Source organism: Mesorhizobium sp. P2_F8 (assembly GCF_056403655.1).
This window is the reverse complement of record NZ_JBFUFB010000004.1, coordinates 203,657-216,147: the sequence shown is the minus strand read 5'-3', so window position 1 is coordinate 216,147 and position 12,491 is coordinate 203,657. Positions and strand designations below refer to the sequence as shown.

General features: G+C 63.5%; 14 protein-coding genes. 2 read left to right on the top strand and 12 right to left on the bottom strand.

Annotated elements, in window-relative coordinates:
• Positions 1-39: 39 nt before the first annotated feature.
• From AC1DZP_RS11800 to bcoG, 4 genes are read right to left on the bottom strand one after another with little or no spacing between them, the layout of a single operon-like run.
• On the bottom strand, positions 40-1,203 hold the full coding sequence (locus AC1DZP_RS11800; RefSeq protein ID WP_477302470.1) for an acyl-CoA dehydrogenase family protein: 1,164 nt from the start codon (positions 1,201-1,203) through the stop codon (positions 40-42).
• 4 nt (positions 1,204-1,207) lie between these two features.
• Entirely contained in the window at positions 1,208-2,290 is a 1,083-nt protein-coding gene (locus AC1DZP_RS11795; protein WP_477302468.1) for a carnitine 3-dehydrogenase, read from the bottom strand.
• Positions 2,287-2,916: an HD domain-containing protein gene (locus tag AC1DZP_RS11790; protein ID WP_477302466.1), complete on the bottom strand. Its 630-nt coding sequence runs from the start codon at positions 2,914-2,916 to the stop codon at positions 2,287-2,289. Before AC1DZP_RS11790 ends, AC1DZP_RS11795 begins: the two co-directional genes overlap by 4 nt.
• Positions 2,917-2,937: 21 nt before the next feature.
• Positions 2,938-3,855, bottom strand: a complete 918-nt coding sequence (gene bcoG / locus AC1DZP_RS11785; protein ID WP_477302464.1) for a 3-dehydrocarnitine:acetyl-CoA trimethylamine transferase BcoG — start codon at positions 3,853-3,855, stop codon at positions 2,938-2,940.
• Between the two features lie 135 nt (positions 3,856-3,990).
• Here bcoG and AC1DZP_RS11780 point away from each other — a divergent pair, with 135 nt between their 5' ends.
• The gene (locus tag AC1DZP_RS11780; protein WP_477302462.1) at positions 3,991-4,974 is read left to right on the top strand and encodes a GlxA family transcriptional regulator; all 984 of its coding nucleotides are present in this window, start codon (positions 3,991-3,993) and stop codon (positions 4,972-4,974) included.
• On the opposite strand, the gene AC1DZP_RS11775 is transcribed toward AC1DZP_RS11780, so the two are convergent.
• The 4 genes from AC1DZP_RS11775 to xylA form a co-directional block, all read right to left on the bottom strand.
• Entirely contained in the window at positions 4,952-5,716 is a 765-nt protein-coding gene (locus AC1DZP_RS11775; RefSeq protein ID WP_477302460.1) for a TIGR01458 family HAD-type hydrolase, read from the bottom strand. The genes AC1DZP_RS11780 and AC1DZP_RS11775 overlap by 23 nt on opposite strands.
• Positions 5,717-5,776: 60 nt before the next feature.
• Positions 5,777-5,980, bottom strand: a complete 204-nt coding sequence (locus AC1DZP_RS11770) for a hypothetical protein (RefSeq protein ID WP_477302458.1) — start codon at positions 5,978-5,980, stop codon at positions 5,777-5,779.
• 174 nt (positions 5,981-6,154) lie between these two features.
• Complete coding sequence (locus AC1DZP_RS11765; protein ID WP_477302456.1) at positions 6,155-6,631, bottom strand: N-acetyltransferase family protein; 477 nt, start codon at positions 6,629-6,631, stop codon at positions 6,155-6,157.
• A gap of 145 nt (positions 6,632-6,776) precedes the next feature.
• Entirely contained in the window at positions 6,777-8,102 is a 1,326-nt protein-coding gene (xylA, locus tag AC1DZP_RS11760; RefSeq protein WP_477302454.1) for a xylose isomerase, read from the bottom strand.
• A 113-nt stretch (positions 8,103-8,215) separates the two neighbouring features.
• Here xylA and AC1DZP_RS11755 point away from each other — a divergent pair, with 113 nt between their 5' ends.
• The gene (locus AC1DZP_RS11755; protein ID WP_457151082.1) at positions 8,216-8,578 is read left to right on the top strand and encodes a nuclear transport factor 2 family protein; all 363 of its coding nucleotides are present in this window, start codon (positions 8,216-8,218) and stop codon (positions 8,576-8,578) included.
• A 38-nt stretch (positions 8,579-8,616) separates the two neighbouring features.
• Here the strand turns inward: AC1DZP_RS11755 and xylB are convergent, their stop codons facing one another.
• The 4 genes from xylB to AC1DZP_RS11735 all read right to left on the bottom strand — a co-directional run bounded on the left by xylB (position 8,617) and on the right by AC1DZP_RS11735 (position 12,467).
• Positions 8,617-10,071: a xylulokinase gene (xylB, locus tag AC1DZP_RS11750; protein WP_477302452.1), complete on the bottom strand. Its 1,455-nt coding sequence runs from the start codon at positions 10,069-10,071 to the stop codon at positions 8,617-8,619.
• 81 nt (positions 10,072-10,152) lie between these two features.
• The gene (locus AC1DZP_RS11745) at positions 10,153-11,475 is read right to left on the bottom strand and encodes a tetratricopeptide repeat protein (RefSeq protein ID WP_477302450.1); all 1,323 of its coding nucleotides are present in this window, start codon (positions 11,473-11,475) and stop codon (positions 10,153-10,155) included.
• A gap of 150 nt (positions 11,476-11,625) precedes the next feature.
• A complete protein-coding gene (locus tag AC1DZP_RS11740) occupies positions 11,626-12,249 on the bottom strand; it encodes a LysE family translocator (protein WP_477302448.1) in 624 nt (207 codons plus the stop codon).
• 95 nt (positions 12,250-12,344) lie between these two features.
• Positions 12,345-12,467 carry a hypothetical protein gene (locus AC1DZP_RS11735; RefSeq protein ID WP_477302446.1) on the bottom strand — a complete coding sequence of 41 codons (123 nt, stop codon included), beginning with the start codon at positions 12,465-12,467 and terminating at the stop codon, positions 12,345-12,347.
• Between the last annotated feature and the right edge of the window lie 24 nt (positions 12,468-12,491).

Below are 12,491 nucleotides of genomic sequence, written 5' to 3'. Positions count from 1 at the left end.
TTGTCCGAGAAAACCGGATACCACTTTTCGCGATCATGCTCAGGCTCCAAACGGGCGCAGCAGCGCCCGTGAAATGATGTGGCGCTGGATCTCGGACGTGCCTTCCCAGATACGCTCGACGCGCGCGTCGCGCCAGATACGCTCCAGCGGCAGGTCGTCCATCAGCCCCATGCCGCCATGGATCTGGATCGCTTCGTCGGCGACGAAAGCAAGCATTTCGGTGGCCTTCAGTTTGGCCATGGCCATGTCCTGATCGGTGACGGTGCCCTGATCGTACTTCCAGCCGGCTTCGAACACCATCAGGTCAGCCGCCTTCAGTTCCGTCGCCATGTCGGCAAGCTTGAACGACACGCCCTGGAACTTGCCGATCTGCTGGCCGAACTGCTGGCGCTGGGCGGCATATTCGACAGCATGGCCCAGCGCCCGCTCGGCGCGGCCGAGGCAGGTGGCGCCGACCTGCAGCCGGGTGGCACCGAGCCAGGAATTGGCGACGTCAAATCCCTTGTGGATTTCGCCGAGCACCTGGCTTGCCGGAAGCCGGCAATCATCGAATTCGAGGATGGCGTTGGTGTAGCCGCGATGCGAGACGTTGCGATAGCCGTCGCGCACGGCAAAGCCCTTGGTACCCTTGTCGACGAAGAAGGCGGTGATCTTCTTGCGCTTGCCGCGCGGCGAATCCTCTTCGCCCGAGGCCATGAAGACGATGGCGAAATCGGCGAGATCGGCATGGCTGATGAAGTGCTTGGTGCCGTTCAGCACCCAGTCGTCGCCATCCTGCACCGCGGTCGCCTTCATGCCGCGCAGATCGGAACCGGCGCCCGGCTCGGTCATCGCCAGGCAGTCCCATTTCTCGCCACGGATGCAAGGGAACAGATATTTTTCGCGCTGCTCCGGCGTGCCGGCCAAAAGGATGTTGGAAGGGCGCGCCACGCAGGTCCAATGCAGGGCATAGTTGGCGCGGCCGAGCTCCTTTTCATAAAGCAGCCAGGTCACCGTATCGAGCCCGGCGCCACCGACATCCGCCGGCATGTTGGCAGCATAGAGCCCGGCTTCGATCGCCTTGACTTTGATCTCCTCGATCAGTTCGCGGCGCAGCACTCCGGTGCGCTCGACCTCGCGCTCATGCGGATAAAGCTCGTTTTCGACGAAGGCTCGCGTCGTCTCGACGATGAGCTTCTGTTCCTCCGACAGCCCGAAATCCATGGGGTCAGCCCTTCTTCTTGCCGGTCTTTTTCTTCGGCTTGCTTGCCTTGGCCTTCTCTGCCGCCTTGGAGGCGGTCGGCTTCTTCGCCGCCAGCTTGGCCAACTGCTTGGTATAGTCCTTGTGCAAGGCGCCAGCGCCCCAGCCCTTGCCTTTGTTCTGCTTCGACAGCGCGTCCATGATCGCGACCAGATTGTCGTCGCGGATCTTTTCCAGCTCGCGGATCGACAGCCCATGCGCCTGGTCGTCCGACTGCGTTGCGATCAGTTCGACCAATTCGTCGTTGAACTCTGGCACGTCCATCAGCTTGGTCCACGGCCACTTGAGGCACGGGCCGAACTGCGCCATGAAGTGGCGCATGCCGGCCTCGCCGCCGGCGACGCGATAGACCTGGAACATGCCCATCTGCGCCCAGCGCAGGCCGAAGCCATAGCGCATGATGTCGTCGAGTTCCTCAACGGTGCAAATGCCGTCCTTGATCAGCCACAGCGCCTCGCGCCATGCCGCTTCGAGCAGGCGGTCACCGACGAAAGCCTCGATCTCCTTGCGAATGACGACAGGCTTCATGCCGATCGAGGCGTAGATCTCCTTGGCGACTTCGATTGCTTCGGGAAAGGTCTGCTCGCCGCCGACGATCTCGACCAGCGGCAGCAGATAGACCGGGTTGAACGGATGGCCGACGACCAGCCGCTCAGGGTGCTTCTTCATCGCCACCTGCATGTCGGTCGGCTTGATGCCGGAGGTGGAGGAGCCAACAATGGCGTTGGCAGGGGCATGGGCATCGATCTCGGCCAGCACGCGGTGCTTGAGGTCGAGCCGTTCCGGCACGCTTTCCTGGATGAAATCTGCGTCGGCGACCGCCTCGGCGATGGTCTTGGCAAAGGTCAGTCGGCCCTCTTTCGGCAGGCCGCCGGGCACCATCTGCTTGTAGGCACGGCGCGCACCCTTCATCACTTCGCTGACCTTGCGCGACGCCTCCGGATCGGGATCGAAGATCGAAACGTCAATGCCGTTGAGCAGCAGGCGCGCCACCCAGCCGGCGCCGATGACACCGCCGCCGATGGCGGCCGCCTTGTTGATGATGCTCATGCTGGGGCTCCGGTTCTCTTGGTGGCAGTTTCGGGATCGAGGAGGGGCACGCGCTCGCCGGCGCGGATCACGGAAGCGTCGTAGGCCTTGCGGGCAAAGACTTCGAGCACGAAGGGCCGGAAGAATTCGATCGGCAGCGTGTCATAGTCGGGGTCGAAGCTCGACTGGTCCCAGCGTTCGCAAAACGCATCGCAATCGTCGAAATAGGCGTGGCCGGCGAAGCGGTCGCGGGCGTGGCGGTCGCCGCCAAGATGATGGGCATAGTAGAGCCGCTGGAAGTCGCCATGCTTCTCCACCACCCATGTGCATTGCTCGCGCACGAACGGTTTCAGGATCGAAGCGGCGTATTCGTCGTGATTGTAGGGCGCGTAGATGTCGCCGATGTCGTGCAGCAGCGCGCAGGCGATCCAGTCGGTGTCGGCGCCGTCGCGCCAGGCGCGCGTCGCCGCCTGCAGCGAATGGCCGAGCCGCGTGATCTTGTAGCCCGACAGGCCTTCATCGAGCTGGACCAGCGCGTCGAGCAGGCGCTCGCCGGTCTTCGCTGCATAGTCGATCTCATGCGCGGTCAGGAACTCGTAGTCTTGCCTGTCGCCATCCTTCATCGCCGTGAACTTGACGGTAGTCATGCCGACCTCCCCGCGATTGAGTTATGCCGCGATCGGCGCCCGCTTGGTCAGGTTCAGCTTCTTGCGCACTTCTTCGGGCCCGAGGATGCTGGCGCCCAGATTGGTGACGATACTGGCGGCGCGCTCGACCAGCTGCGCATTGGTTGCCAGCACGCCCTTGTCGAGCCACAGATTGTCTTCCAGCCCGACGCGGACATTGCCGCCGGCAAGCACCGCTGCGGCTACATAGGCCATCTGGTTGCGGCCGATGGCAAAGGCCGACCAGTTCCAGGTCGACGGCACATTGTTGACCATGGCCATGAAGGTGTTGAGGTCGTCAGGCGCACCCCACGGCACGCCCATGCAGAGCTGCACCAGGGCATCCGGGTTCAGCACCTTTTCCTCGACCAGCTGCTTGGCGAACCACAGATGACCGGTGTCGAAGGCCTCGATTTCCGGCTTGACGCCGAGCGCCGTCATCATGCCTCCCATGGCGCGCAGCATGCCGGGCGTGTTGGTCATGACATAGTCGGCCTCTGCGAAATTCATGGTGCCGCAGTCGAGCGTGCAGATTTCCGGCAGGCACTGGCGCACATGTTCCATGCGGTTGGTGGCGCCGCCCATGTCGGTGCCTTTTTCATTCAAAGGCAGCGGTGCTTCGGGGGAACCGAACACCATGTCGCCGCCCATGCCGGCGGTCAGGTTCAGGATGACGTCGACGTTTGCCGCGCGGATGCGCTCGGTCACTTCGCGGTAGAGATGCACGTCGCGACGAGGTTTGCCTGTTTCGGGGTCGCGCACATGGCAATGCACGATCGCGGCACCCGCCTTGGCCGCATCGATGGCCGAATCGGCGATCTGCTTGGGCGAGCGCGGCACATGCGGGCTGCGGTCCTGCGAGCCACCGGACCCGGTCACGGCACAGGTAATGAAGACCTCACGGTTCATCGCGAGCGGCATCGAATTCTCCTCCCAATCGAAACAACCATGCATGCCGCCCAAAAGTGGCAACCGGCCTCGGGACACCGACATGCATAAGAACCAACCAACATTGCCTGACTTGCCGGAAACTGTTTTGCCTTTTACGAAGGGCATATGATAAAAAGCGAAAAACCAGACATCTTTCGCGCAGAGCGCCTGCCGCTCAAGGTGACGCTGCTGGTGTTTTCCGGCTCGTCGATCATGTGCGTCGCGTCGGCCGTCGATCCCCTGCGCGCCGCCAACCGCATCTCTGGCGAGACCCTCTTCGATTTCAAGCTGGTCTCGGTTACTGGCGAGGCTCCAGTCACCACGTGCGGCTTGCCGGTGGCGGTCAGTGGCCGCTTCGACGCGGCCGATCCAACCGACGTGCTTGTCGTCGTCGCCGGCTTCGGCACCCAGAACTACGCAACGTCGGCTCTGCTTTCAGGCTTGCGCCGGGCGGCACGGGCAGCGCGGGCCTGCGGCGGCGTCGAGGCCGGCACCTGGCTGGTGGCGCGCGCCGGCCTGCTGGAAGGGCGCAGCGCCACCACCCACTGGGAGGATATGGAGGACTTTTCGTCGGCCTTTCCCGGCGTCGATGTCCGCCCCGACCGTTATGTCATCGACGGACCGGTCTTCACCTCTGGCGGCGCGTCGCCGACCTTCGACCTGATGCTGCATCTCATTCGCACGCGCCTTGGCATGGCGGTGGCGCTCGATGTCGCCAGCGTCTTCATCTACGACCAGGCACGCGCCGCCACAGATGCCCAGCCGTTGGTCTCGCTCGGCCGGCTCGATGGCTACGATCCACGGCTGGCGCAAGCCATCCGACTGATGGAATCGCATGTCGACCAGCCGCTGACCATAGAAGCGGTGGCCAAGCGCGCCGGCGTGACGGCGAGAACCCTGGAAAGCATTTTCCGCAAGTCGATCGGCGAGACGCCGGGCGCCTACTATCTCAGGCTTCGGCTGGGGGCGGCGCGCCGGCTGGTGGTCGACACCCGGGTGGCGATGGCCGATATTGCCGGGCGGACCGGATTTTCGTCCGCTGCGGCGTTTTCGAGGGCGTTTTCACGGGCTTTCGGCGAAGCGCCAGTCAGAGTACGGCGCGGTTGGTGAGTATCCAGTCGGTCGCGGCGGCGAGGTCATCTACCACCGCCGTGGGCGCCGGATTGAAACGTGTTTCGTCGTTTGGGCGATACTTGCCTGTCCGCACAAGCAGCGCCGCACCAAGCCCGGCGCGCAGCGCGCCGGCGACATCGCTCTCGGCATCGTCGCCGACCATGACCGCATCGGCGGCCGAGCAGTTCATATTGGCAAGCGCCGAAAGAAAGAAGTCCGGTGACGGCTTGCCGAGCACGACAGGGCTTCGGCCACTGGCGAATTCGAGGGCGGCAACGAAGGCGCCTGTGTCGAGGCTAAGCAGACCGTCTGCATCCTTGAAGGTGCGATTGGTGGCGAGCGCCACAAAATCAGCGCCGGCCACCAGCTCGCGGAACGCCCGGTTGAGCCTGGCATGATCGAAGGCTTCGCCTGCATCTCCGACGATGACGGCCCGCCCATTTGCGCCGCCCAGTCCGGAAAACTCAGGCTCCAGGTTGGGATGGACGAGCAGATGCGGTGTGAGGCCGTGCCTGCGCAGCCATTCGACGGCGGCACGCGCCGGCGTCAGCAATTCCTCTTCTCCAACCTCGACGCCGAGGGCGGTAAGTTGCGCGATGATTGCCTTGTGTGTTGAGCGAGTTGTGTTGCTGACAAAGCGGAGCGGCAAGCCCGCATTGCGCAGGCGATCGATTGCCGAGACAGCGCCCGCTATCGGGGTGTCGCCATTGTAGACGACACCCAAAAGGTCCAGAAGCACCGCGCGTACCATCGGTGAAGGATGACGAAACAGGCTTCGTTCGTCAAACCACAGGGACCTTCAAGCTACATCGCGGCCTTCGTGGACAATGCGCGAGCGCATGCTCTTGGCCAGCACTGTTTCAAGTCGCGCAGCAACCGCGCGATCCCATTCGTTTGTGCGATGCGTGCCGTCTTTCGGATGCGGCATTGCCATCAGCCGGTCGATGATCGATCCGGCCTCGCCAGGTGAGAGCAGGGCGTCGATTTCACGTTCGTTCTGCATATCGGTTCGCCTCCTTCTTCCTTCCCGCCACGAGCCAGTCTTATACGAGATACGTGACGGCAGTTTGAAGGCAAGAGCGAGGTCATTGAAGGGCGGTAGAGGGCAGAACCGTGTCGTCGGAGCCAGCCTTGCGCAAAGTCGTTCCCGCGTCTGGCCAGGCCAGGTCGGAGACCTCTACAGCCGCTTCTCGAACAGCACGGTGGTGAAGCCACTGTCCCATTCGTCGTCGGGGTAGCGATCTTTCTCGACATAGCCAACCGCTTTGTAGAGCGTCTGGCTGCGCAGGTTGAACGTGTCGGTTTCCAGCCGCGCCTGCGCAAATCCGGCGGCGCCAATCGCCTGTTCGGCATGGGAAAGCAGCTTGCGGCCGACGCCTTGCCCTTGGCGCGACGCCATGACGTGCAGGGCTTCGATGAAGTCCGCACTCCAATGGATCAGGCCTGCGACGTCGCCATCGATCTCGGCAACGGCAAATTCCGGCCAGCTCTGGTCGACGTAGCGCCCGCCAGTATCCAATTCGACGTAGCGCTGCGCCGATTTCTCGGTGATGTTTGGCAGCCAGGTGCCTTGGAATGTTTCCTGCAGCACCTGCTTCAACGCCGGGATGTCGGTTGCCTGCGCCCGGCGCACGATGATTCGATCCTCTGCCATCTCCTCCTCCTGCCAGCCGCCGCGTCGCCTTTTCGGCGGCGCGGCACCTTGAACTCGCACAGGCCAACAAAGATCCGTGACTAGCAGAAGGCGACCACGGCTGCTTTCAGCCAGAGGTGGTGGATGTCGGTCCAGAGATCAGGCTTCACACGTACCGGTTGACGATGTTTTCCAGCAGTTCCTGGCGGCCGGACCTTGGCTGCGGCTCGATCTTCTTCTTGACGACGCGCTCGGCGATCTCTTCCAGCGTGCGCTTGCCCGCAAGCATCGCCTTGCCCTCGGCCGTGTTCCAGCCGGCGTAGCGCTCTGCCAGAGGTGCGGACAGCGCCTTGTCCTCGACCATGCGGGCTGCGGCTTTCAGGCCGCGCGCGCACGAATCCATGCCGCCGATGTGGCCGATCAGCAGATCCTGGGGGTCGAGCGACTGGCGCCGCAGCTTGGCGTCGAAATTGGTGCCACCAGTCTTGAAGCCGCCGGCCTGCAGGACCTGGTAATAGGCCAATGCCATTTCCGGCACGTTGTTGGGGAACTGGTCGGTGTCCCAGCCCGACTGGTAGTCGTTGCGGTTCATGTCGATCGAACCGAAAATTCCGAGCGCATTGGCCAGCGCCAGCTCGTGCTCGAAGGAATGGCCGGCCAGGATGGCGTGGCCCTGCTCGATGTTGACCTTGACCTCCTTCTCCAGCCCGAAGCGCTTGAGGAAGCCATAGACCGTCGCGACATCATAGTCGTACTGGTGCTTGGTCGGCTCCTGCGGCTTCGGCTCGATCAGGATCGTGCCCTTGAAGCCTATCTTATGCTTGTAGTCGACGACCAGGCTGAGGAAGCGGCCGGCCTGTTCCTGCTCGCGGGCAAGGTCGGTGTTGAGCAGTGTCTCATAGCCCTCGCGGCCACCCCACAGCACGTAATTCTCGCCCTTCAGCCGCTTGGTGACGTCGATGCAGCTTTTCACCGTCGCCGCCGCATAGGCAAAGACGTCCGGATCGGGATTGGTTGCGGCGCCCGACATGAAGCGGCGATTGGAGAACAGGTTCGCCGTGCCCCACAAGAGCTTGACGCCGGTCTGCTTCATCTTGGTGGCGAAATAGTCCGCGATCTCGTCGAGGCGTGCCGCACTTTCGGAAAAGTCCTTGCCCTCGGGTCGCACATCGGCGTCGTGGAAGCAGAAATAGGGCGCGCCGAGCAGCGAGAACATTTCGAAGGCGACATCGGCCTTGAGCTTCGCCAGTTCCATCGTGTCGACGCCACCCGCTTTCGGGAACCACGGACGGTCGAAGGTCTGGCCACCGAACGGGTCGCCGCCCGGCCAGGCGAAGGAATGCCAGTAGGCGACGGCGAAACGCAGATGGTCTTCCAGCCGCTTGCCGGCCACCACCTCGTCGGGATTGTAGAACCGGTAGGCCAGCGGATTGGTCGAATCCGGCCCCTCATACTTGATCTCTTTGATGTCGCCGAAAAATCCGCTGCTCATGATCTTTGTCCTCTCTCGAATAGTTCGCCCTGATTACCTCAGGCGTAATTGGTTTCGTTCTTCCGCTGGTCGAAAAGGCTCATGTCAAAACCGTCAAACGAAGGAGACAGACCATGACCGACCTCATCAAGATCGCCGAAGGCTACATCAGCGCCTGGAACGAGAGCGACGCGGACCGCCGGGCCGAGTTGCTCAAGGCGACCTTCACCGAAGACGTCAGCTATCGCGACCCGCTGATGCAGGGCGACGGCCATGCAGGCGTCGCGGCTCTGATCGACGGCGTGCAGCAGCGCTTTGCCGGCTTCCGGTTCTCGCTGAAGGGCACGCCGGACGGTTTTGCCGACACCATCCGCTTCTCGTGGAACCTCGGCCCGGAAGGCACTCCCTCCATCATCGAAGGCACTGACATCGGCGTCATCGAGAACGGCCGCCTGAAGAACGTCACCGGCTTTCTCGACAAGGTGCCGGCGCAATAACGCCGCCCTGGCAGACCGCGGCGTGGGCGAGAACGCAGTCACGCCGTGGCCACCTTGATCGCCGGATACAGCGCCCGGTAGCGCTGATAGGCATCGGCATAGACGCCGCCGAGTGCCACATCCGGTTCGATGGTTGCATCCGTCCTGGGTGCCGTGCAGATGCTGAGCGGATCGGCACCCGTCGCCGCGAGCAGGCCAAGCCGCGCCGCGCCGAAGGCGGCGCCGAAATCGCCATCGGCGGGAATATCGACGGGCAGGCCAAGCGCAGTGGCGATCGCTTTCAGCCAGTAGCGCGAACGCGAACCGCCGCCGATCGCCGTCACCCGGGTCAAGGTCGTCCCGGCTGTGGCCAGGGCTTCGAGACTGTCGCGGAAGGCAAAGGCGACGCCTTCGAGCACGGCCTGCGTCAGCACCACGCGGCTCGATTCATGCGCCAATCCGGTGAACGCGCCGCGGATGGCGGCATCATTGTAGGGCGTGCGCTCGCCCGACAGATAGGGCAGGAAGGACACGCCGCTCGGCGCCTTCAGCGTATCGCCGAGTTCGGCGGTCAGTTCGCCTGCGCCTTTGCCCGTGATCTCCGCCAGCCAGTTCAGCGAATCGGTCGCCGACAGGATGACGCCCATCTGATGCCAGGTGTTCGGAAGCGCATGGCAGAAGGTGTGGACGGCGCTGGCCGGGTTGGGCAGATAGGAAGCATTGGCGGCAAACAGCACACCCGATGTGCCGAGCGAGACAAAGGCGTGGCCTGCACCGACCGTGCCCATGCCACAGGCGGAGGCCGCATTGTCGCCGGCGCCGCCGGCGATCGGGATGCCGGCCTGCATGCCCCATTTCGAGGCCAGTTCGCTGCGCAGGGCTCCGGCCTTCTGTGTGCCCTCGACCAGCGACGGCATCTGCTTCTCGTCGAGCGATGTCGCCGCGAGCAGGTCCGCACTCCAGCGCCGCTTGCCGACATCGAGCCAGGAGGTGCCGGCCGAATCCGACATTTCCGAAATGTACTCACCCGAAAGCCAGAGCCGAAGGAAATCCTTGGGCAGCAGCACTTTTGCGACCTTGGCGAAGACCGCGGGCTCGTTGTTCTTCACCCAGGCAAGTTTCGGCGCGGTGAAGCCTGGAAAGACGATGTTGCCGGTCAGCTGGCGAAAGCGCGGGTCGGCGTCCAGCGCCGCCGCCTCGGCATGGCTGCGCGTGTCGTTCCACAGGATGCAGGGCCGCAGCACCTCGTCGGCGGAATCGAGCAAGGTCGCGCCATGCATCTGTCCCGACAGGCCGATGCCCTTCACCGCGGCGAGCTGGCTTGGGTGGGAAGCCTTCAGTTCGGCAATTGCTTCTTCGCAAGCGCGTATCCAGTGAGACGGATCCTGTTCCGACCAGCCCGGATGCGGCCGCGACACGTCGAGCGATGCGTGACCGGAGCCGATGACAGTCTGCCCGGCATCAATCAGCAGCGCCTTGACGCCCGATGTCCCGAGATCGAGGCCGAGATACATGATTTCCTCCCATGCCACTAATTTTTTCGGATCTCGAAAAAATCTGGCTTGGCCAGTTTTTAAGACAAGATCCGCTTCGGGTCAATTCTCTGACAAATCGGCGGCGCGCCGCGAAAGTAGCACTGACAGCGGACTGTCCGGCCGCGCCATCGAACGCTCGGCCGTGAGCGCCCTGGCGAGCGCGCCGTCGCCGGCCCGCAAAGCCGCTTCGATCAGCGTCAGGTCAATGACGTCGCGCTGTGCGTGGCTGCCGCCGAAGCGGTTGGCGATCGCCCGGATCGGCCGTATCAACTGCACGGTCTCGGTGTAGTTGGCCTCGCCGAATGCCTTGATTGCCAGCGTCAGCGGATGGCCGACATCCCGCGTGAAGGCGACGTTGTCGCCGCTGCCATGCATCGCCTCGCGCTGCGCCTCGAGCAAGGTCCGCGCCGGGGTGTCGAGCCCGGCGCCAACGAAGGCCATCATCGCATGCGCATCGTTGAAGGCATAATCGCCGGCGCCGGCCTTGGGCCAATTGGCGGCGAGCGCCGTCCAGCGGTCACCGACATCGATGCCGCCGAGATGCAGCCGCCACAGGATCGCCGACGCATCGACCATGTTCAGCGCCATGGCCGATGGCGTGCCATAGATCGGTCCATCATAGAGCGCCAGCACCTGGTCGGTCTCACCTAGATCGTAGTGGAACAGCGCCAGGTGCCACCAATTGTGCACCTGCAGGAAGCTCTCCCTTGTCCAGGCCTCAGGATTGGCGCGCATCCAGGCGATGCCGTCCCTTTGCCGGCTTTGCATTTCCATGACATGCGCGACCGCATGCTGCGCCCAGCCGTCGCGCGGCTCGATCTCGACCGCCGCGCGGCCAAGCTTTTCGGCCCTGATGTAGTCGCCCATTTCCTCCAGCCCGAAGGCCTGCATGCCGAGAATGCCATGATAACCGGGCATATCGCTCTGCCAGGACGGCAAAGCGCGGGCGATGCGGTCACGCAACATGCGCGCATTGCCTGTGAAGAAGTCGATCTGGTGCCCGACCTGCAGCGCCAGCGCGTCGAGCGGGGTCTCGATGGCGATATCCTCGAGAATCCTGGCGGCGTCATGCCAGCGCCCGTTGGCGAGGTGGCCGAGGGCCAAGACATGCGCCTCTTCGCGCGTCGTCGCGGCGAGCGGCAGCGCCGCCTCGTGGCAAGCCCTGGCAACCGCCGTCGCGTCGCGCTCGGTGGCGAGGCCGAAGAGATAGCCCTTGAAGACATGCGCCATGACGAAACCGGGATCCGCCGATATGGCACGGTCGATGGAGGCGACGGGATCGCCGATGAAGCACAGCAGTTCACGCACGGCCTGGCTGTAGGGCGTGAACCCCGCCTCCGTTGCGCCCGAAAGTGTTAGATCCAATGCGTCCCTGATGGCCATGCAATGTCCTTTGATCGGCTTGCGATGAGCCTCGATCCTTCGGCCCAAGGCGATCCTAAAGCATGGGCCACAGACTCGCCAACCGGTACATTTTCCAGGGCAATCTCGGCTTCAGCGTCAAATGGTGAAGCCGAAATTTCTCCATTGTCCCTAATTGCCCGAACGCATCGCCACCGTGGCGATGCCCGCGCCGACCAGCAGCGTGCCGCCGGTCCGGTTGAAGATGCGGATGGCCTTGGGATTGCGCACGACGTTGCGTGCGCGCGCCGCGATCAGCGCATAGCCGAAGGCATTGGCGAAGGCGAGCGCCAGGAAGGTCGTCTCGAAGATCAGCATCTGCGTCCAGAAATCGGTATGCCGGTCGAGGAACTGCGGCAGGAAGGCGACGAAGAAGGTGATGCTTTTCGGGTTGAGCGCGGTGACCAGCCAGGCATGCGCCATCATCTTGGCCGAGGACACCACGTCGGTGCGCGGTTCGGCTTTCAGCGCGCCGCCGGCGCGAAACAGTTTCACGCCGAGATAGATCAGATAGGCGGCACCGATCAGCTTCAGGACGGTGAAGACGGTCGCCGAAGCGGCCAGCAGCGCGCCGATGCCCAGCATCGACAGCGTCATGGCGGTGAAGTCGCCGAGCGCCACGCCGACCGCCATGGGCAAGGCGGTACGCCAGCCTTGGCCCAGCGCGTAGGACACGACCAGAAGGATGGTCGGACCTGGAATGATGAGAAGGATCGCCGAGGCGGCAGCGAAGGCGGCCCAGTTTTCGAAGGACATGCTCGTCTCCTTTGAGCGTAAAGAAGAGGATAAATCCTTGGCGGCGGGAGAATGTAAAGGGCGATTTCCCTAATTTCGCCAACGGCAGGTCGGTGTCAGTTCGCGCCGCTCAGCGTGCTCACGATATCGGCCAGGCTGACATCGGCACCGAGAACGATTGCTCCCGAGACAATGGCCGCGGCAAAAAGCTTGATGTCGGTTCTTACGGTCTTGCACATGGGTCCCCCTCGGTAGCCGCCTGG

What these genes read in the sequence shown, in the direction of transcription:
- AC1DZP_RS11740 (WP_477302448.1), bottom strand. Translation starts at nt 12,249, where the DNA reads ATGTCCTTCGAAAACTGGGCCGCCTTCGCTGCCGCCTCGGCGATCCTT.
- AC1DZP_RS11780 (WP_477302462.1), top strand. Translation starts at nt 3,991, where the DNA reads ATGATAAAAAGCGAAAAACCAGACATCTTTCGCGCAGAGCGCCTGCCG.
- AC1DZP_RS11770 (WP_477302458.1), bottom strand. Translation starts at nt 5,980, where the DNA reads ATGCAGAACGAACGTGAAATCGACGCCCTGCTCTCACCTGGCGAGGCC.
- AC1DZP_RS11800 (WP_477302470.1), bottom strand. Translation starts at nt 1,203, where the DNA reads ATGGATTTCGGGCTGTCGGAGGAACAGAAGCTCATCGTCGAGACGACG.
- AC1DZP_RS11735 (WP_477302446.1), bottom strand. Translation starts at nt 12,467, where the DNA reads ATGTGCAAGACCGTAAGAACCGACATCAAGCTTTTTGCCGCGGCCATT.
- AC1DZP_RS11765 (WP_477302456.1), bottom strand. Translation starts at nt 6,631, where the DNA reads ATGGCAGAGGATCGAATCATCGTGCGCCGGGCGCAGGCAACCGACATC.
- xylA (WP_477302454.1), bottom strand. Translation starts at nt 8,102, where the DNA reads ATGAGCAGCGGATTTTTCGGCGACATCAAAGAGATCAAGTATGAGGGG.
- xylB (WP_477302452.1), bottom strand. Translation starts at nt 10,071, where the DNA reads ATGTATCTCGGCCTCGATCTCGGGACATCGGGCGTCAAGGCGCTGCTG.
- AC1DZP_RS11755 (WP_457151082.1), top strand. Translation starts at nt 8,216, where the DNA reads ATGACCGACCTCATCAAGATCGCCGAAGGCTACATCAGCGCCTGGAAC.
- AC1DZP_RS11790 (WP_477302466.1), bottom strand. Translation starts at nt 2,916, where the DNA reads ATGACTACCGTCAAGTTCACGGCGATGAAGGATGGCGACAGGCAAGAC.
- AC1DZP_RS11745 (WP_477302450.1), bottom strand. Translation starts at nt 11,475, where the DNA reads ATGGCCATCAGGGACGCATTGGATCTAACACTTTCGGGCGCAACGGAG.
- AC1DZP_RS11795 (WP_477302468.1), bottom strand. Translation starts at nt 2,290, where the DNA reads ATGAGCATCATCAACAAGGCGGCCGCCATCGGCGGCGGTGTCATCGGC.
- bcoG (WP_477302464.1), bottom strand. Translation starts at nt 3,855, where the DNA reads ATGCCGCTCGCGATGAACCGTGAGGTCTTCATTACCTGTGCCGTGACC.